This window comes from Cellulophaga sp. L1A9, assembly GCF_009797025.1.
Lineage (GTDB): Bacteria > Bacteroidota > Bacteroidia > Flavobacteriales > Flavobacteriaceae > Cellulophaga.
Map to the genome: position 1 here is coordinate 853,917 of NZ_CP047027.1, position 21,089 is coordinate 875,005.

General features: G+C 33.9%; 17 protein-coding genes. 7 read left to right on the plus strand and 10 right to left on the minus strand.

From position 1 onward, the window contains the following. Positions 1-43: 43 nt before the first annotated feature. From GQR94_RS03470 to GQR94_RS03480, 3 genes are all read right to left on the minus strand, one after another. Positions 44-928, minus strand: a complete 885-nt coding sequence (locus GQR94_RS03470) for a bifunctional 5,10-methylenetetrahydrofolate dehydrogenase/5,10-methenyltetrahydrofolate cyclohydrolase (RefSeq protein WP_158974184.1) — start codon at positions 926-928, stop codon at positions 44-46. Positions 929-976: 48 nt separating this feature from the next. Beyond that, entirely contained in the window at positions 977-2,314 is a 1,338-nt protein-coding gene (ffh, locus tag GQR94_RS03475; RefSeq protein ID WP_158974185.1) for a signal recognition particle protein, read from the minus strand. A 136-nt stretch (positions 2,315-2,450) separates the two neighbouring features. Beyond that, a complete protein-coding gene (locus GQR94_RS03480) occupies positions 2,451-4,160 on the minus strand; it encodes a hypothetical protein (protein ID WP_158974186.1) in 1,710 nt (569 codons plus the stop codon). Positions 4,161-4,275: 115 nt separating this feature from the next. Between GQR94_RS03480 and GQR94_RS03485 the strand changes: the two genes are divergently transcribed. From GQR94_RS03485 to GQR94_RS03495, 3 genes are all read left to right on the plus strand, one after another. After that, complete coding sequence (locus GQR94_RS03485) at positions 4,276-4,785, plus strand: RNA polymerase sigma factor (protein ID WP_158974187.1); 510 nt, start codon at positions 4,276-4,278, stop codon at positions 4,783-4,785. Between the two features lie 105 nt (positions 4,786-4,890). Beyond that, complete coding sequence (locus GQR94_RS03490; protein WP_158974188.1) at positions 4,891-5,799, plus strand: FecR family protein; 909 nt, start codon at positions 4,891-4,893, stop codon at positions 5,797-5,799. After that, positions 5,780-8,335 carry a carboxypeptidase-like regulatory domain-containing protein gene (locus GQR94_RS03495; RefSeq protein WP_158974189.1) on the plus strand — a complete coding sequence of 852 codons (2,556 nt, stop codon included), beginning with the start codon at positions 5,780-5,782 and terminating at the stop codon, positions 8,333-8,335. The genes GQR94_RS03490 and GQR94_RS03495 overlap by 20 nt, the downstream gene beginning before the upstream one ends. Here GQR94_RS03495 and GQR94_RS03500 read toward each other — a convergent pair whose 3' ends face one another. Together GQR94_RS03500 and argS are read right to left on the minus strand one after the other, a co-directional pair. Beyond that, a complete protein-coding gene (locus GQR94_RS03500; protein ID WP_158974190.1) occupies positions 8,336-9,112 on the minus strand; it encodes a zinc-dependent peptidase in 777 nt (258 codons plus the stop codon). Positions 9,113-9,127: 15 nt separating this feature from the next. Beyond that, entirely contained in the window at positions 9,128-10,906 is a 1,779-nt protein-coding gene (gene argS / locus GQR94_RS03505) for an arginine--tRNA ligase (protein WP_158974191.1), read from the minus strand. 108 nt (positions 10,907-11,014) lie between these two features. Here argS and GQR94_RS03510 point away from each other — a divergent pair, with 108 nt between their 5' ends. The 4 genes from GQR94_RS03510 to GQR94_RS03525 are packed head-to-tail and all read left to right on the plus strand — an operon-like array spanning position 11,015 to position 14,570. After that, the gene (locus GQR94_RS03510; protein WP_158974192.1) at positions 11,015-11,206 is read left to right on the plus strand and encodes a hypothetical protein; all 192 of its coding nucleotides are present in this window, start codon (positions 11,015-11,017) and stop codon (positions 11,204-11,206) included. Between the two features lie 3 nt (positions 11,207-11,209). Continuing rightward, positions 11,210-11,635, plus strand: a complete 426-nt coding sequence (locus GQR94_RS03515; RefSeq protein WP_158974193.1) for a hypothetical protein — start codon at positions 11,210-11,212, stop codon at positions 11,633-11,635. Positions 11,636-11,646: 11 nt separating this feature from the next. Next, positions 11,647-13,074: an SDR family oxidoreductase gene (locus GQR94_RS03520; RefSeq protein WP_158974194.1), complete on the plus strand. Its 1,428-nt coding sequence runs from the start codon at positions 11,647-11,649 to the stop codon at positions 13,072-13,074. 8 nt (positions 13,075-13,082) lie between these two features. After that, positions 13,083-14,570, plus strand: coding sequence for a BCCT family transporter (locus tag GQR94_RS03525; RefSeq protein WP_158974195.1), 1,488 nt, complete (start codon positions 13,083-13,085; stop codon positions 14,568-14,570). 3 nt (positions 14,571-14,573) lie between these two features. Here GQR94_RS03525 and ctlX read toward each other — a convergent pair whose 3' ends face one another. From ctlX to eno, 5 genes are all read right to left on the minus strand, one after another. Further along, entirely contained in the window at positions 14,574-15,503 is a 930-nt protein-coding gene (gene ctlX / locus GQR94_RS03530) for a citrulline utilization hydrolase CtlX (protein ID WP_158974196.1), read from the minus strand. A 68-nt stretch (positions 15,504-15,571) separates the two neighbouring features. Continuing rightward, positions 15,572-16,483, minus strand: coding sequence for a dimethylarginine dimethylaminohydrolase family protein (locus tag GQR94_RS03535; protein ID WP_158974197.1), 912 nt, complete (start codon positions 16,481-16,483; stop codon positions 15,572-15,574). 124 nt (positions 16,484-16,607) lie between these two features. After that, complete coding sequence (locus GQR94_RS03540; RefSeq protein WP_158974198.1) at positions 16,608-17,891, minus strand: citrate synthase; 1,284 nt, start codon at positions 17,889-17,891, stop codon at positions 16,608-16,610. A 137-nt stretch (positions 17,892-18,028) separates the two neighbouring features. After that, entirely contained in the window at positions 18,029-19,570 is a 1,542-nt protein-coding gene (locus tag GQR94_RS03545; RefSeq protein WP_158974199.1) for a glycogen synthase, read from the minus strand. 127 nt (positions 19,571-19,697) lie between these two features. After that, entirely contained in the window at positions 19,698-20,993 is a 1,296-nt protein-coding gene (gene eno / locus GQR94_RS03550) for a phosphopyruvate hydratase (RefSeq protein WP_158974200.1), read from the minus strand. Between the last annotated feature and the right edge of the window lie 96 nt (positions 20,994-21,089).

Here is a 21,089-nt window from a genome sequence, read left to right on the forward strand (position 1 = left end):
GGCCTAAGATTAAACCTCAATAGCTAACAAAATACCTTCTGATTTATTTTCTACTTCTATGACGATCGCGCGCCAACAACGTATTTTTAAGAAGCATTGCAATCGTCATAGGCCCCACCCCACCTGGAACAGGAGTAATGAAACTCGCTTTTTTACTTACATTCTCAAAATCTACATCTCCTGTAATATAGTATCCTTTTTCATAAGAATCATCTGCGACCCTTGTAATACCCACATCTATAATTACCGCATCGTCTTTAATCATTTCTGCTTTCAAGAATTTAGGAACTCCTAATGCAGAAATTACAATATCTGCTTGAGAAATAATTTGAGTAATGTTCTTCGTATGGCTGTGTGTTAAAGTTACCGTTGAATTTCCTGGCCACCCTTTTCTTCCCATTAAAATACTCATAGGTCTCCCTACAATATGACTCCTACCAATAACTACGGTATGCTTCCCTTTAGTATCTACATTATAACGTTCTAAAAGCTCTAATATTCCAAAAGGAGTTGCCGGAATAAACGTACTCATATCTAAAGCCATTTTACCAAAATTCATAGGATGAAAACCATCTACGTCTTTATCTGGATCTACAGCCAACAATACCTTTTGAGTATCTATTTGTGGAGGTAATGGCAATTGTACGATAAACCCATCTATATCCTCGTTTTTATTTAATTCTTCAATCTTATTTAAAAGCTCTAGTTCTGATGTTGTACTTGGCATTCTAACCAAAGTAGATTCAAAACCAACTTTTTCACAAGACCTAACTTTACTACCAACATAAGTTAAACTTGCACCATCACTACCCACTAATATCGCCGCTAAATGAGGTACCTTCTCCCCTTTTTCGCGCATTTTAGCAACCTGAATTGCAATCTCTTCTTTTATTTCGTTGGATACTTTTTTCCCGTCTAATATTTCCATGGTATGGGTTACTTCGTTTATTAAGTAGTTATCTTAAGTTGTCTATTGTTATTGCATGCCTTTCATAGCACCCATCATTTGCATCATCTTCTTACCGCCACCACCTTGCATCATTTTCATCATTTTACTCATCTGATCAAACTGCTTTAACAATTGGTTTATTTCTTGAATAGATCTTCCACTACCTTTAGCAATACGTTTTTTTCTACTCGCATCTAATTTTGCAGGCGTTGCTCTTTCAAATGGCGTCATAGAATGAATAATAGCTTCTACATGCTTAAAAGCATCATCATCTATATCTAGACCTTTTAATGCTTTTCCTGCACCAGGAATCATCCCCATAAGGTCTTTAATGCTACCCATTTTCTTAATTTGCTGAATCTGACTTAAAAAGTCATCAAAACCAAACTGATTTTTAGCAATTTTCTTTTGAATTTTACGACTCTCTTCTTCATCAAACTGCTCTTGCGCTCTTTCTACCAGTGATACAACATCACCCATACCCAAGATACGTTCTGCCATACGTGCAGGATAGAATACATCAATAGCATCCATTTTCTCACCCGTACCAATAAATTTAATTGGTTTATTTACAACAGACTTAATAGAAATAGCAGCACCACCACGAGTATCTCCATCTAATTTAGTAAGGATAACCCCATCAAAATTTAATATATCATTGAAGGCCTTTGCTGTATTTACTGCATCTTGCCCTGTCATAGCATCTACTACAAACAAGGTTTCTTGAGGCTGAATTGCTTTGTGAATGTTAGCAATTTCATTCATCATTTCTTCATCTACAGCTAAACGACCAGCAGTATCAATGATCACTACATTATGACCATTTGCTTTTGCATATGCGATACCTGCTTTTGAAATTGCCACAGGATCTGTATTCCCTCGGTCAGAAAACACCTCAACACCTATTTGGTCTCCTACTACAAGCAACTGATCAACTGCCGCAGGGCGGTAAACATCACAAGCTACTAATAATGGCTTTTTAGTTTTTTTAGTTTTTAGATAACTCGCAAGTTTCCCAGAAAAAGTAGTTTTTCCAGAACCCTGCAAACCAGACATTAATATTACAGAAGGGTCTCCAGATAAATTAATTCCTTCAACATCACCCCCCATTAACTCAGTAAGCTCATCCTTTACCAACTTTACCATTAACTGGCCTGGCTGCAACGCTGTTAAAACGTCTTGACCTAGCGCTTTTTCCTTTACCGTATTGGTAAAATCTTTCGCTATTTTAAAATTGACATCAGCATCTAGTAAAGCTCGTCGAACCTCTTTTAAAGTTTCTGCAACATTAATTTCTGTGATTTGACCATGCCCTTTTAGAACATGAAGTGCTTTATCTAACTTTTCGCTTAAATTATCAAACATAGTATTACCTTAATTATCAAGTGTTGCAAATTTAATAATAACAATGGGAAGTCTGAAGTTAGATTGAAAAAATATATGCACAAAAAAAAGGCAGCTTTTTTACAGCTGCCCATTTTCAAATCTGAAACCTAAATTCTTAGTTACATGTTTTGGTTAAAAGAAGTGTTTCTTCTCCTCTTTTTATTTTAAATAAATTATCTGCACATTCTATTACAGTCCATTCGCCTTCATAATTAGCTAAGGCCATAGTCAGGTTATTAAATTTCAAGACAGCACCAGATAGCTCCCAATTCCCTTCTTCAACCACTACTTCACTGGTATTATACACATGAATATTCTCATTAGAAAAATCAATATCTAGCGCATCAAAGAAAGTACCATCAAGATTTGAAACTGTCCATCTACAAGATTGTATGACATCATAAATATATGCCTCTTCACAAACTGTACTGAGATCCTCACAATCTCTTAGCAACACATTTTCGTATATTAACTCGGTTTCGTTGTAAATTTCTATACTTAATTGTGTGTTAGAACTCGCTAAAACTTTCCATCTTTCAGCAATCAACTCTTGATTTACATTGTAAAACACGATAGAATTATTAACTATTGCCCAAGTGGCATAGGTATCTATCTCAAATAAATCTCCGTTTTCGTCTACAAACTTTACAGCTCCGTTTTCTAAAAACTTGATTGTATATAATCCAATACTTGAACTACTAGGAACAGCAAACTTCCATTTACATTCTTCTAATAAAACTTCCAACTCGTCATTTGAGTTGTTATCAGGTAACTCACAATCTTTTTTAAGGATAATTCTATCGCCATCACTTTCAAAAAGCTTTATTCTACCCGCTTCCAATTCATACACAGACCATTCTAGAGAAAAATCTACAAGCTCATAAAATTCTAAGTTCAAGAAAACTCCATCATCATTGGCACTAGTGCTCCAAGTACCTTCAAAAATGTTCCCTACACTATTATATACTTCTACAGTACCATCTGCTGTAAAATTCATGGTATACGCAAAATATTGTTCTGTTTGATATTGATTGTATCTCTTTACTTCTTTTACTAAAAAGCCACAGTCTACTAAATAAGCATCTAATTCTTCCTTACTAAAATCATCATCATTATAATCGTCATCATCATCTTCATCACAAGAATCTTTAGCATTACTTAAAGCTAAGGCTAACTCTTCATTAGAATTTACAGTGATTATTGTTTCATCATATAGTTTTAGGGAAACAGGGAAATTTAAACTTACCACATCATTATCACCTAAATCATTGAAGAAAAACCTCAACTCTTTATCACTTTCTACGGCAACACTTCCTGTTTGCTGGCTATTCGTATCATAGGTAAAAAAGGTTAATGGATATACAAAATCAATACATTCTATATCATCATCAGCACCATTCTCAATACAGTCATTTGCTAATTCTCGCAAAGCATCTGCATTTGAAATTTCAATTTCGGTATAATCTGATAAGGTAATTTTTATAGGAAATACAATAGTAAGAAGGTCACTATCATCTTCTAATTGATCAAAAATAGTTTCAATTAATTTTAAATCTTCGATAGAATCTATCGTTAATTCTAAGCCATTTACCATAACGCTATATGGAAATTGAACCGCTAAACAACTAGAGCCATCTACAATATTATCATACGAACCATCTTTCGCAGACGTATCTGTAATTAACTTAGCAGTGCTAGAACTTGCTGTAATTGTTGACTGTTCTTCAGAATCTGGAAGCTCTTCAAATTCTTCTTGACAAGAAGAAATAAATAATGCACTTACCAATAGGCCTATAAATGCAAAATTTTTAAATACCTTTTTCATAATGATTTGGTTTTCTGTTATTATACCATTAAAACAACTCACGTTTAAAAAACCCTACCAAAACTTTTAATTATTTTTAAAATACCTTTGAAAAATACTTTTTGATAATTGATTGATGGATACACCAAAACAAAACGTTTGTGAGGAGCAAGTTTATAATGAGTTATTTAAAACCAATTCTAAAACGGTCTTTAACTACATATATTATAAATATGGGAATGAAGAGAAAGCCTATGACGTTGTACAAGAAGCTTTTATAAAACTTTGGGAAAATTGCAAAAAGGTAGCTCCAGAAAAAGCAAAATCGTTTGTATATACGGTTGCCAATAATTTGTATTTGAATGTCATTAAAGCAGAAAAAGTACGCTTCAAACATGCTAAAGAAACTTTAGAAGTTACCCACGAGTCTCCTGAATTTCTCCTTGAAGAAAAAGAATTTAAAATAAAGCTTGAGCACGCCTTATCAGATTTACCAGAAAACCAACGCAGCACCTTTTTATTGAATAGGATTGATGGAAAAAGATACAAAGAAATTGCAGAAATGGAAGGTGTGAGTTTAAAAGCCATTGAAAAAAGAATGCATCTAGCACTAAAATCATTACGAGAAAAAATTGACGGAATATAATTTTGGTTGATAGTTGATAGTTGATAGTTGATAGTTGATAGAAAATAAAAAAAATAAGTAGGGTTTTTACCTCACTAACTGTTATAAGAATATAAAGCATAAATTATGCAAGAGAATTACTTAGCCAAATGGCTCAATAATGAATTATCGGACACGGAACTCGAAGCCTTTGAAAAGTCTGACGAGTATACTGCGTATAAAAAAATAGCAAGTGTATCTAGTACCCTAGAAGCTCCTGAATTTGATGTTGAAAAAGCATTGGCAGAAAGTAAACTAGGACGCACTACTTCTAAAGGGAAAGTTATAAAGCTTAATCCTTTTAAGAAATTTACAAGTATTGCTGCAGCTATTGTGCTTTTCATTGCTGGAGCCTATTTCTTTATAAATACGAATGAGCAGATAGAAACAGCCCTAGCACAAACAGAACTTATTACATTACCTGATGCTTCAGAGGTTGTTTTAAATGCCGATTCAAAAATAGAATACAGCATAAAGAATTGGGATAAAAAGAGGCATCTTACCCTTAACGGAGAAGCTTATTTTAAAGTTGCCAAAGGGAAAAAATTTACAGTAGAAACTTCTGCAGGAACCATTCAAGTATTAGGAACACAATTTAACATTACAAACAGACCTAACTATTTTAAAGTCACTTGTTTTGAAGGTTTAGTAAGTGTTACTCATAAAAATGAAACTATAAAATTACCCGCAGGAACTTCATTCCTAGTTCTAAATGATCAGATTATTTCAACAGAAGCACCTAAAACAAATAAACCTTCTTGGATTGACAACGAAAGTACCTTTACAAGTATTCCATTAACTTTTGTTTTAGCAGAATTAGAACGCCAATACAACATTAGCATTATATCAAATACTATAGATACGAATACTTTATTCACAGGAACGTTCACTAATAAAAATATAGACTCAGCATTAAAAAGTATTTGTGTTCCAAATAACATAACATATGCACTAGAAGGGAATAAAGTGATTTTACATGCTAAAAACGCAGAATAGTACCTTAACTCTCTTTTTAATTGCTGTAGTATTCTTCTCTTCCTTAAGTATTTCAGGGCAAGAAGATAAGGCTACACAGATTTCACTTAGAAGCTATTTAAATCAAATAGAAAAAAACTTTTCTGTAAAATTTTCATTTGCAGATAACACTATTAATAGCATTTTAATTCATTCTCAAGAATTTAATGAGCTGGAGGCTGCCATTCAGTACATTGAAACAGAAACACCTTTAGATTTAAAAAAAATAGATGCCCGATACTATACTATTTCTAAAAGTATGCTTTCTATTTGCGCTAAAGTTTTAGATAATTTTGAGCAAAACACCTTGCGTAATGCGAGCATTAAAGTTTTAGAACAAGGCATTTCTACCATTACTGACGACAGCGGAAATTTCTATTTAAACAACATTCCTAAGGCATCCATTATTGAAATTAGACATGTTGGTTTCAAACCCTTATTCATTAAGGCAGAAGAACTAGAATACCGCGAAGTTTGCAAGACCCTTTTGTTGGCTCAAAATATTCAACAATTAGAAGAAGTTATTATCTATAAATTTTTAACCACTGGATTAGAAAAACAAGATGACGCGAGTATTGTTTTGAACACTGATGATTTCGGGATTCTCCCAGGTCTAATAGAGCCAGATGTTTTACAAACCATACAAGCACTACCCGGAATAAAGAGTATAGATGAAACGGTTTCTGATATTAATGTTCGCGGCGGTACTAACGACCAAAATTTGATACTTTGGGAAGGTATAAAAATGTATCAATCCGGGCATTTCTTTGGCTTGATATCTGCTTTTAACCCGTACCTAACAGATAAAGTTACACTTATAAAAAACGGTTCAAGTGCTGCTTTTGGAGATGGCGTAAGTAGTATTTTAGATATGCGCACAAAGAACACCATTACCAACGAACTATATGGTGGCGCAGGAATTAACCTATTAAGTGGTGATGCTTACGGACAAATCCCCCTCAAAGAGAATCTAGCATTTCAGTTTTCAGGGAGACGCTCCATTACAGATCTTTTAAATACACCTACATACAACCAGTTTTACGAAAGAGCTTTTCAAGACACCGAAATTAGAGGCAATGAACCTAACCAGGAAAATATCGTTAGACATGAAGACTTCTATTTTTATGATTTTACGGGGAAATTATTATATGACATTTCCCAGAAACATAAAGCGCGTGTCAGTTTTATCGCCATAAATAACTTATTAGAATACACCGCATTAAACACCAATACTACAGAAACGACCAATAGTAAATTAATGCAGACTAACTTTTCTATAGGCGGTTACCTAAAAAGCACATGGAGTTCTAATTTCTCCACGCAATTAAATGCTTATTACACTTCTTATCATCTAGATTCAGAAAATTTTACTTCTGAAAACGACCAACAATTACTTCAAAATAACGAAGTTTTAGAAACTGCCGTTCAGCTAGAGTCTAACTACAATTTCTCTGAGCTATTAGCTTGGGAAAATGGATACGAGTTTAAAGAAGTAGGCATTATAAACTTAACGAATGTAACGCAACCCCCGTTCCGAAGTAATGTAAAAGGGGTTATTAGAACGCACGCTTTATTTTCAGAACTTACCTACGCCTCTGAAAATGAAAAACTTTGGGCTAGAGCGGGTGTACGTGCAAACTACATTGAAAATTTAGCAACCTTTGAAAAACTCATTCTAGAACCACGTTTAAACGTAAACTATAAAGTAGCCCGTAATTTTAAGGTTGAGCTGCAAGGTGAGTTTAAGAATCAGACCACAAACCAAATCATTGATTTGAAACAAAATTTTCTAGGAATTGAAAAAAGAAGATGGGTTTTATCTAATGAAGAAGATTTACCTATTACCCGAAGTAAACAAGTTTCCTTGGGCTTAAATTATGACAAAAACAAAATCTATATTGGCTTAGAAGGGTTTTATAAATATGTAAATGGCATTAGCACTACCACACAAGGTTTTCAGAATGAAGATCAATTTAATGGAGAAATTGGGGAATATGCCGCTAGGGGATTTGAATTTTTAATTAACCAAAAAACAAAAAACCTTAGTAACTGGTTGACCTATACGTATAATAAAAATGATTACACATTTGATTTGTTAAGTCCCACTACATTTCCTAATAATTTAGACATTAGACACACTATCACTTTTGCAAGCACTTATACCTATCAGAATCTAAAATTAGGTCTTGGTCTTAATTACAGAACAGGAAGGCCGTATACGAAGCCACAAGAAGACGGCAACCCTATAAACACCTTTGTTTTTCCGAGTACTATAAATTACGAAGACGCTAATAACAGTAGATTACCAGAATACCTAAGAGTAGATGCATCTGCTATTTATGATTTTAAAATTAATCGAAATATAAAAGCATCGGTTGGCACATCGCTATTAAATTTGTTAGACCATAAAAATATTTTGAATAGATATTACCGATTGAATGACCAAGATGAAATAGAAACCATCGAAAGTGTTTCGTTAGGGATTACCCCAAACTTTAGCTTTCGAATGTTCTTTTAACTACACTTCAAAAGGCTTATGAAAATCAAAATTCAACATCTTTCTTAAGATCAAATAAATTTCAGGAAATTCTTGTCTAAATTCTAAAGGTGTTTCTACATAATTTTCTACGGCCACAGCAAAAAATTCTTGAATATTTGCTTTGCTATAGGCTCTAAAATATGAGCTCTCTTCAAATTTCTGTTGAAATAGCACGGAATCATATACAGCAGCTAACAAATCCATCTGCTTACGAAAATTTCTGTTTTCAAAATTTCGTTCTAAAATAGCATTAAAACTTAAGGCATGTGCAAACTCATGAACCCCTAAGTTTTTATTGTCGTTAGGAATTTCAAAACCTTGTTTTACGTGTGCTGCAGAAAAAACAATAGTTTTTAATCCCGGGTTATATTCTCCTATATGGTTCCGGCGGTTTAGTTTAGAAAAATATTGATTTGGATAAATAATTAAGCGCTCTATTGCAGGAATTTTATACCTTTTAAAACCTAGCGTTAAAATTGTGGCCGTAGCGCTTAATAGCAAAGCCATATCTTCTTGTCTTGGGGTTATCCCATGAAAGATAAATTGCTTATCTCTTCGAAACCGAAGCAGACGATATTCAAATTTCTGTTTTTGCTGATTGGATAGTTTTTTGTAAACCGGAAAATTATTGAGAATAATTTTCTTTTCAGAAATGGTAAGCGGTGCTAATCTAGAAAAATTATGCTGATATGTATCTCGAATGAGATATAAGAAATATGTGGCAAATGCAATGACAAACAAAACAGGAATCCACATATTTCTTAGCTTAAACTACATACGCTCAGGAACTTCTATTCCTAACAATTTAAATGAAGATTGAATAACCTCACTCACTTTTTTAGACAATTGCACTCTGAATGCTTTCTTATTTTCATCTTCTTCTCCTAAGATAGATACATTTTGGTAGAATGAGTTAAACTCTTTTACCAAGTCATACGTATAATTCGCTATTAAAGCCGGACTGTAATTAGCGGCCGCTAACTGAATAGCTTCAGGATACCCCTGTAGTTGTTTTATTAATTCTTTCTCCTTTTCATGAAGCGCTGTTAACCCATCAAAACCATTCAAACTTAACTCTTCTGCTTTACGTAGAATAGATTGAATTCTTGCATAGGTATACTGTATAAACGGCCCCGTATTTCCCTGAAAATCTACAGATTCTTCAGGATTAAATAAGATTCGTTTTTTAGGATCTACTTTTAAAATGTAATATTTTAAAGCACCTAAGCCAATCATTTTATATAAACTTTGCTTTTCAGCATCAGAATAATCTTCTAGCTTTCCTAATTCTTGAGAAATTTCACCTGCAGTAGTCGTCATATCTTGCATTAAATCATCTGCATCTACAACTGTACCTTCTCTACTCTTCATTTTTCCGCTTGGTAAATCTACCATCCCATAACTTAAATGGAATAAATTTTCTGACCAAGAGAAACCTAATTTCTTTAAGATTAAAAACAATACTTTAAAATGATAATCTTGTTCATTCCCTACGGTATACACCATACCACTCACCTCAGGATGATCTTTTACACGCTGTATAGCAGTACCTATATCCTGAGTCATATACACTGCAGTACCATCAGAACGCAATACAATCTTCTCATCTAGACCTTCATCTGTCAAATCTATCCAAACGCTACCATCGTCTTTTTTAAAGAAAACACCTTTTTCTAAACCAGCTGCAACAACATCTTTTCCTAATAAATAGGTATCACTCTCATAATATAAGGTATCAAAATCTACTCCTAAATTCTTATAAGTAACTTCAAAACCAGCATAAACCCATTGGTTCATAGTCTTCCAAAGTGTAACCACTTCTTCATCTCCTGCCTCCCACTTTAAAAGCATTTGTTGTGCTTCTAATAATATTGGCGCTTGTTTTTCTGCAGCTTCTTTAGCTAAACCACCCGCTATTAAATTGGCAATTTCTTCTTTGTATGCTTTATCAAAAGCTACATAGTAATTACCAACCAACTTATCCCCCTTTAAACCAGTACTTTCAGGAGTTTCCCCTTTTCCAAACTTCTGCCAAGCCAACATACTTTTACAAATATGGATCCCTCGGTCATTAATAATTTGGGTTTTGTATACTTTTTTACCTGAGGCTTTTAATATTTCCGCAACGGAATAACCTAATAAATTATTTCTGATATGCCCTAAATGCAATGGCTTGTTTGTGTTTGGTGATGAATATTCTACCATCACAGCATTTGCTGTATCCGGAGCTACATGACCAAAAGTTACATTTGCATCAATGGCTTTAAAATCTGCCAAGTAATATGCATCACTAATCACAAGATTTAAGAACCCTTTGATGACATTAAACCCAGTAACTTCAGCAACCTCTTCTACCAAATAAGCACCAATTTCGTTACCAATTTGTACCGGATTGCCTTTTACAACACGTAGCATTGGAAACACAACGATAGTGATATCTCCTTCAAAATCTTTGCGTGTTGGTTGAAATTCAACCGATGGTAATTCTGCTTTAAATAATGTTGAAACCGCTTCTTTAACCTTGGTTTCTAATACGTTCTGGATATTCATGATTATTTGACTTATCAATTTGCAAAACTAAACATTTTTTGTCCTTTTAATAGTATATTAAGATTTAAACCACTCGTAATAGCTTAACTTTATAAGAAATATTACATCATGATAGATTTTCAAAAAGTATTTGCGCAGATTGATTCTCCTAGCTTAAGGAAAATAGCTACATCATTAGCCTCTTTTTTTAATGATTTAGTACAATCATTTTGTAATGACAAAGACGGTTCTGGTAAAAAAGTACAGTATTTAGCACAACGTGTTGACGGTAAAAAAGTACCTGTTAATAGAAAATTATAACCTATGCTTGTTAATGTATCGTACAATAACAAAGAGGTAACCCGAAAAGTAGATGATTTAGTAGGCAAACCTTTTCCATTAAAAGAACGGTGGGCTATGAAAGGCATAGGCTCACCTAAATTATTTATTACCGAAACCAGTATTGAGATTCGTAATTTACTACTACTTGATAACAATACTGATTCTTGTAATGTAGAATTACGTCCAAAAGGAATAATCGTTCGGTTTCGATCTTTATTAGAAACTTTCGCATTGGTAATCCCCTACTATAAACTATCTATTTATAAAGGAGATTTTGCGGTATATTCCATTTTTAAAGATCACTATTTCATTAAAGTCAAATCGGACACAAAAGCAATTCAAAATTATTTTAAAAAAATTCTAGATTATAAAATCGAAAATACACCTACTTCCATAACAGACCTTTAAACCCAATCTTTATGAAAATACTACTCACAGGTGCAAATGGCTATATTGGTATGCGATTATTACCACAGCTTCTGGAGTTAGGTCACGAAGTTGTTTGTGCCGTTAGAGACGAAAGTCGCCTATCCGTAGACAAAGAAACTAGAGCTCAAATTGAAGTTATAGAATTAGATTTACTAAATAATTTTTCATCTGGTAAGATTCCCCAAGATATTGATATTGCTTATTTTTTAATACACTCTATGAGTTCTTCTACTCAGGATTTTGACAAACAAGAAGCAATAACTGCACATAACTTTAACGCCTATATGGCAGAAACAAAAGTGCAACAAGTTATCTACTTAAGCGGAATTGTCAATGACAAAGAGCTCTCTAAACATTTGAGTTCTCGTAAAAATGTTGAAGACATTCTTTACCAAGGCGCTTTTAACCTTACGGTTCTAAGAGCCGGAATTATTGTAGGTTCGGGAAGTTCTTCTTTTGAAATTATACGGGATTTATGTGAGAAATTACCTTTTATGATTACTCCAAAATGGGTCCTTACAAAAACACAACCCATTGCCATTAGAGATGTTATTTCTTATTTAACAGGGGTAATTGGTAACGAAAAAACATATAACGATTCTTTTGATATTGCTGGCCCCAATGTATTAACGTACAAAGAAATGCTACATCAATATGCAAAAGCCCGTGGCTTCAAGAACTGGATTGTAACGGTACCGATCATGACGCCTAAACTCTCCTCTTATTGGTTATATTTTGTCACTTCTACGTCCTATAAGCTTGCCATAAACCTTGTGGATAGTATGAAAATGGAGGTTGTCGCGAAAGATCAACGTTTACAAGATATCCTACATATAACCCCTTTCTCTTACAGCGAGGCGATTGATATGGCGTTCAAAAAAATTGAACAAAATTTAGTTGTAAGTAGTTGGAAAGATAGTATGGTTAGTGGGCGCTTTCGGAAGAATTTAGAAAAGTATATTCAAGTACCTAAATATGGGGTGCTTACAGACAAGAAATCAATGAAACTTGATGATCCTGAATTAGCATTTCAAAACATCTGGAAAATTGGTGGAGAGACAGGCTGGTATTATGCCAATTGGTTGTGGAAAATAAGAGGCTTTATGGACAAACTTTCTGGCGGTGTAGGATTACGACGCGGAAGAACACATCCTGACAAAATTTATACTGGCGATGCGCTCGATTTTTGGCGTGTACTGCTGGCCGATAAAAAGAACAAACGATTGCTCTTATTTGCCGAAATGCGCTTACCAGGTGAGGCTTGGTTAGAATTTGAAATTGACCAAAGTAATGTATTGCATCAAACAGCGACTTTTAGACCTCGCGGACTTAGAGGTAGATTATACTGGTATAGTATTTTACCCTTTCACTTTTTTATTTTCGGTGGAATGCTTCGAGGAATTGCGACAAAAAAATAGCAACTAATTTGAAACTAAAAGCACTATTAAAGAATCCATTACTGACTGTATCTGTTGGTATTCTCTTAATCTTATCTTTGATCGCATTTTTCGCTACAGAAACGAGCTATGCTATAATTAGTGATTGGTCCTTATGGGTACGCACTTATTTTGGCTACTTTTATTTGTATTTAGGGCTAGCTTGCGTACTATTCTTACTTGCAATAGCATTTTCTCCATTAGGTAAAATAAAGCTGGGTAAAACGGACGCAAAACCGGAATACTCTTTATGGTCTTGGATTGCTATGTTGTATAGTGCAGGAATGGGAGCCGGTATATTACTGAGAGCAGTACAAGAGCCAATTTACATGCAACAGAATCCGCCTTTTTCCTCAGGTTTAGCACCAGAAATTCTCGCCTTAGAATTTACGTTTTACCAATGGGGTTTTACAGCGTGGGCCTTTTATGGTTTGTTTGCCATGGTTATTGCTCACACATTATTTGTTCGAAATAAAAAAACTTTAATTAGCGAAACCGTTTCTAATACCATACCTAATAAGCGCCTATTATACGGGATTGACATTCTTACGATACTCACAACTATATTTGGGTTAATAGCTGCAATTGGTTTAGGAACCACTCAAATAAAGGGCGGTATTAATCATGTTTTCAAAGGCGATTTCAACTTAAGTCTAACAATCATACTCACCACCGTCATTGTAATTGTAGCAGCTTATAGTGCATGGAGGGGTGTAAATAAAGGCATAAAAATTATATCGAAACTAAATATAATAATTGCCTTAAGTCTGCTCGTATTTACGTTTATATTTAGTGATGTTCAGTTAATTACCACTAACTTTTTTAAAGCCACCTATTACTACATTGTAGATTTCATCCCTTTAAGTCTAGCTTTAGGAAGCTACAATCCTGGAATGAATTTCTTATCTGATTGGACTTTTTATTATTGGGCTTTTTGGCTGGCATGGGCACCATTTACTGGAATTTTTATTGCAAGAATATCAAAAGGAAGAACTCTTAGACAACTCCTATTAGGCGTTTTAATCATCCCGTCTTTAGGAACATTTTTCTGGTTCTCTGTATTCGGAACTTCTGCTTACCAGCTCGTAGAAGCTTGGGGAAGTTATAACAATGAATTCGGAAATGTATTTTCTTCCATTTTCGTGTTCTTTGAGCACTATCCTTTGTCTTTTGTTTTAAACATAATAACACTCTTTTTATTGGCTAGCTTTTTAGTTACCTCTGTAGATTCTGCGGTTTTTGTATTGAGCATGTTTACAGACAGTGGCAAAAAGAACCCGAGTAAAAAACACAGAATGTTATGGTCTGTAATTATTCTGATTGCCACTATTGCTTTATTAGTTTTAGGCGATGTAAAGCCTGAAATAGATGTGCTTACTGCTGTTCAGAAACTATTAATAATAACCTCCTTACCGTTTGCTTTTTTTAGCATATTTATGGCATGGGTGTTTTTAAAAGATGTCTTGAAAAAAAAGTAGCATTTACTTCTTAGGCAAAAATACTTCTGCCATCATACAACGTGCACTACCACCCCCACAAGTTTCAATAGTATTTAATGAACTATGAATGATTTCAGAATGCGCAGTAATGGCTTTTAGTTGTTCTGGTGTTAAACTAGTATAAGCAGCAGAACTCATCACTAAATAACGCTTGTCGTCTGCTCCTAATACTTGAAGCATATTCCCTGCAAATTGATGCATTTGCTGTTCCGTAATTCTAATAATTTCTTTACCGTCATTATGTAAATGGTCTAGAACATTTTTGCGCTCTTTTTTATCATCAATAGTATCTGCACAAATGATAGCAAATGTTTCTGCTACTGCCATCATTACATTGGTATGGTAAATTGGCATACGTTTCCCGTCTACAGATTGATTGGCTGTAAAAATCACTGGAAAATAATCAAAGTCCTCACAGAATTCTATAAACAACTCTTCATCTGCTCTGCCGGACAATGCACAATAGGCTCTTTTATTCGCTCTGTCCAAGGAAATACTACCGGTTCCTTCTAGAAAAAAATCATCTTCTTCTGCGGAAGTATAATCAACAACATCAGTTATAGTAAAACCTTCTTCCTCTAAAATATCTAAGATATCCTCACGCCGTTCATTTCTTCTATTTTCGGCAAACATTGGATACAAACCAACAATACCTTCTTTATGAAAAGAAACCCAATTGTTTGGAAAAATAGAATCTGGAGTGTCAGGATTCACCGTATCATCCACCACTATTATATGTACTCCTTTTTCCCTTAACACTGCAACAAAAGCATCAAATTCTACCTGTGCTTTTTTATTTATTTCTATGTTTTTAAGATCAAGATCTTCTTGAAAAAAATTATTTACAGCCGTCTGCTCATTCATGCGAAAAGCAACTGGTCTTATCATTAAAATAGTATTGGTAACTTGCATAAAACTGCTTTATTTTTTTTTATAAAATTATACTTTTGAGCCTATTAACTATAAATCTATAATGAAATTTATGCTCTAATTAATGGCATTGTACTACAACGCAACAGGCCTTCTTGTTTAGAAATTTCAGCATACGCTATTTCTTCTACCGTGAAGCCTTTTTCTCTTAACCATGTATTTAATCTAGTAAAGTTCTTTTCTGAAACAATAACCTCTTGAGAAATTGAAAATACATTACTAAACATCGTATACATTTCATCACTAGTAATTTCAAAAACGTTTTCTTTTCCAAAATAATCTACCAACCACTGGTACTCTTCTTCAATCAGAAAACCATTTTTATGTAAGATGGCCTTATCTTTTCCTATAGGTTGAAAACAACAGTCTAAGTGCAATGCATTTTCACGTGCATTAGTTGATTTTCTAAGCTCAAATGATTTGACCTTTTTATTTGGAAAAAAATCTTTAATATATTCCACCGCAATTTTATTTGTTCTGGCAGTAATGTGATGTGAATAATTTTCAGCAGTATACGTACCTATAAATATATAATCATTCCAAGGCATAACATCGCCACCCTCAATATGCGCCTCTTCAGGAAGAATAATTACCTTATCTGGAGCTATTTGCGAAATAACATCCCCAATAGCCAAATACTCTTCTTCTCTATCCGGAAGGATATTAGCTTTAAAAAAGAAATCATCAATAACAAAAGCAATATCTCTTGAAAATATTTGATTGCAATCTTTCAGAATTTTAGGCCTATATATCTTTACATCATACTTCTTTAATACTTTTTCAAAAGCATCCATTTCTACTATCATATCTGCTTCAACAGGATAGGTTCCTGCTATAATATGCTCTAAGGATTTTGGATCGTAAGCTTCTTCTGGTTTTGGAGTCGGTCCACAACTTTCAGCGGTTCCTAAAATAACTGCTTTAAGTTTTGACGTTTCATCCTGAATGTTCAAATCAAGCATAAAAAAATGTATAAAAATGAATAATTATTAAATATTGAGCGCAAAAATAGGAATCTATTAATAAAAAAACTGCCTTTTTGTAAAAAACAAAAAGGCAGTATGAAAATATAATTTATTAGAACGTTTATCTTTTCTCTACAGGAATAAAAGACCTTAGATTTTCTCCAACATAAACTTGTCTTGGACGACCAATTGGCTCACCATTTAATCTCATTTCTCTCCATTGAGCGATCCAACCAGGAAGTCTACCTAATGCAAACATTACTGTAAACATTTCAGTTGGGATACCCAGCGCTCTGTAGATAATTCCTGAATAAAAATCTACGTTAGGATAGAGTTTTCTATCCACAAAATATTGATCTTCTAATGCTTCTTTTTCTAATCCTTGCGCAATAGATAAAATTGGATCTTCAATACCTAAATCACCTAAAACTTCATCAGCAGATTTCTTAATGATTTTAGCGCGTGGATCAAAGTTTTTATATACTCTATGTCCAAAGCCCATTAATCTAAATGCATCTTCTTTATCTTTAGCTTTAGCCATGTACTTTTTAGTATCACCGCCATCAGCCTCAATCGCTTCTAACATTTCTAAAACTGCTTGATTAGCACCACCATGAAGTGGACCCCATAATGCAGAGATACCAGCAGATAAAGAAGCGAATAATCCCGCATGAGAAGAACCTACTATACGCACTGTAGATGTTGAACAATTTTGCTCGTGATCTGCATGTAATATTAGAAGTTTATCTAATGCATCAATTATTGTTTTGTCTTTTTTATATTCTTGATTTGGTTTCTTGAACATCATTTTATGAATATTCTCAACATATCCTAAAGAATCATCACCGTAATCTAATGGCAATCCTTTTTTCTTACGTAAAGTCCATGCCACTAGCACTGGAAACTTAGCCATGATACGAACAATTGCCCAATACATTTCTTTCTCTGAACTTACGTTCACAGAAGTTGGATTAAAGGCAATCAATGCACTCGTTAAAGAAGACAATACACCCATTGGATGTGCCGACTTAGGAAAACCATCTAAGATCTTTTTCATTTCCTCATCTACATGAGATTCAGATTTTATATCTGAATGAAATTTCTCTAACTGTTCGTTATTTGGAAGTTCCCCGAATATTAATAAATAAGCAACTTCTAAAAAGTCTGCTTTTTCAGCTAATTCTTCAATTGAATATCCTCGGTAACGCAATATTCCTTTCTCACCATCTAAGAATGTTATAGCACTTTCACAAGAGCCAGTATTTTTATACCCTGGATCAATCGTAATCATTCCAGTTGATGCTCTTAAACTTTTAATATCTATTGCTAATTCATTCTCTGTACCTTTAATTACGGGGAATTCAAATTTTTTCCCTTGGTATTCTAATATAGCTTTGTCTGACATGTGTTTTTTTAACTTTTAGTACTCCGTAAATTTAAGAAAAAGGTGTGCCATTAACAATTCAAAAAAAATCATTTATTGTATTATTAACAAATAAAGAATTCTTTTGATTATTTTCAACAAATAGCGACAAAAGTCTACTATATCGTTATAGCATACAGGAATTTATAATACTCATCCACGCTTTTTTCCCAAGTAAAGCGTTCTTTTTTTGCATTTAATTTAATTTTATTCCATTGTGGTTTGTCATTCAGAAAAATATCTAAAACCAAATCAAAAGAATCTACCATGTTTTTTATTTTATCATCAGTGGTTTCCCCATCAAAAGTGAAGCCAGTTTGTAGGTGTTTAACTGTATCTTTTAAACCTCCTGTATGATGAACCAAACAAGGATGTCCGTTTCTCATAGCCAACATTTGACTTATCCCACAGGGTTCAAAAAGGCTAGGCATAAAATATAAATCCGACTCCAAATAAATACTATCTATTAAATCTTCTGACTGGCCATTCGTAAAAATAAAATTTTTATGTTTATAACTTATCTCCCTAAACATTTCCTCGTATTCTGGCGCTCCAGTACCTAATAACATAAAGACACCATCAACTTTTTCTAGTTTTTCTAATATCGCTATAAAAGCTTCAGGAGAATGTTTGATGTAATAAAACTTCTGTTCTGTTAACCTTGCGACACTTGAAACAATAAACGCTGGCTTTTTCTCTACATAATCCATTATCTTTTCGCCTGTATGCGCAAGAAAATCATATTTGTATTGTTTTGATTCCTCTTGCAACCATCCAAATAAGGCTCTAATTATATTGCGATACAACTTGCCTTTTTCTGCAGAACGAATGTTATTATAGTTAGAACCATTTAGTATACCAAACAACCTTCCTTCCCTATCTGCATTTTGCAAGTCTATTTCTAAGCTTTCTCCTCCGATAAAATCTGGCGGGTTACTAGGCAACAAAATATCTTCCTTATACGATGGAGAAACGGTGTGAACGGCATCTGCAAGGCGAACGCCTACAGCCATTAAATTAATACAGTCATGATACCGGTAATCTCTTAAGTTATCATAATCAATAGAAACCTCTGGAAAGAAATTATGAATCGATGAGTAGTTACCTCCAAAAGGGCGAATACCTTGAATAGCCAAATTATGAATGGTATATACAAAACGTAATTGCTTTAATTTTTCGTAAGCAGGATGGTACTTTCTTAGAAACAAGAGTAAACTTGAATGCCAATCGTGTAAATGAACAATATCTAAATGACCAAATGCATTCTGATTTACGGCTTCTGCCACAGCGGTACAAAAAATAAAATATTTTACCGCATCGTTATAAAAAGGTTCCGTTGGATCATTATGATAAATGTGGGCAATATCACCAGGTTGTATTTCCGGATGATGAATAACATAATGAGACAGATTCTCAAATTCCTTTTTTGGCTGCACTTTATAAAGTTCTGCCGTATAGTCTTGGCCTCTTAATTGAAAATGTAGGTTCATAAGAAATTCTCCATTCTTATGGAGCCTAGAATACGCAGGAACTATAACATGCGCAGCATCACCTCTCTGTGAAATTTGGCGCGGGACATCTCTGACGACATCACCCATTCCCCCTGCTTTGCATTTAGGTATAGCATCATTTTCTGCGGCAACAAAAAGAAAGTTATTCATTTAGGAGGATATTGCATTTTAATCTATGTTCAAGATAATTATTTAATTCCTAAAATAATTGATAGAATAAATTTTTCTCAAAAAAAAAGCCTTTCTAAATTAGAAAGGCTTTTAATTAACAGTAAAATTATTGCTTTATCTTAAAAGCTTTCTCCTTTGGATAATAGGCTATACTACCTAACTCCTCTTCGATTCTTAATAATTGATTGTATTTAGCCATACGGTCAGATCTTGATGCAGAACCTGTTTTAATTTGACCTGTATTTAATGCTACTGCTAAATCTGCAATAGTATTATCTTCAGTTTCCCCAGAACGGTGCGACATTACAGAAGTATATCCTGCATTCTTAGCCATATTAACAGCAGAAATCGTTTCTGTTAAAGTTCCAATTTGGTTTACTTTAATTAAAATTGAATTCGCTATTCCGTTTTCTATTCCTTTAGAAAGACGTTCAACATTCGTCACAAATAAATCATCACCAACTAATTGTACCTTATCTCCAATTTTGTCCGTTAAAGATTTCCAACCATCCCAATCGTTTTCATCCATTCCATCTTCAATAGAAATAATAGGATATTTAGCAGCTAAATCTGCTAAGTATTGCGCTTGCTCTTCAGATGTTCTGATTACACCTTTATCACCTTCAAATTTCGTATAATCGTATTTACCATTAACGTAAAATTCTGCTGCAGCACAATCTAAGGCGATCATTACGTCATCCCCTAATTTATACCCAGCTTTATCTACCGCCAAAGCAATTGTATCTAATGCGTCTTCAGTACCTCCTGCTAAATTCGGTGCAAAACCACCTTCATCACCAACTGCTGTACTTAAACCTCTGTCATGTAATACTTTTTTAAGGTTATGAAAAATTTCAGTTCCCATTTGCATTGCATGAGAAAAACTTTCAGCCTTTACAGGCATTACCATAAATTCTTGAAAAGCAATAGGAGCATCTGAATGCGAACCACCATTGATAATATTCATCATTGGTACAGGAAGTGTATTCGCACTAACACCACCAATATATCTATATAAAGGCATTCCTAATTCTTCTGCAGCAGCCTTCGCTACAGCCAAAGAAACACCTAAAATTGCGTTAGCTCCTAATTTAGATTTATTTGGAGTACCATCTAAATCAATCATTGTTTGATCAATAAGATTTTGTTCAAAAACAGACATTCCAATAATTTCTTCTGCAATATCAGTATTAACATTAGCAATAGCTTTTGTAACACCTTTACCCATAAAAGCTTTACCACCATCACGCAGCTCTACAGCCTCATGCTCACCAGTAGATGCTCCTGAAGGAACTGCTGCTCTTCCCATTATACCATTTTCAGTGAATACATCTACCTCAATAGTAGGGTTTCCTCTTGAATCTAAAATCTGTCTTGCATGAACGCTAATTATGATACTCATATATTTTTATTTATTTATGTTGAAAACACAGCAAAGATACAAAAGTAAGGTGTTAGAAAACCCTCTCAATGCCCTAAAAACTGTGACAAATAACCT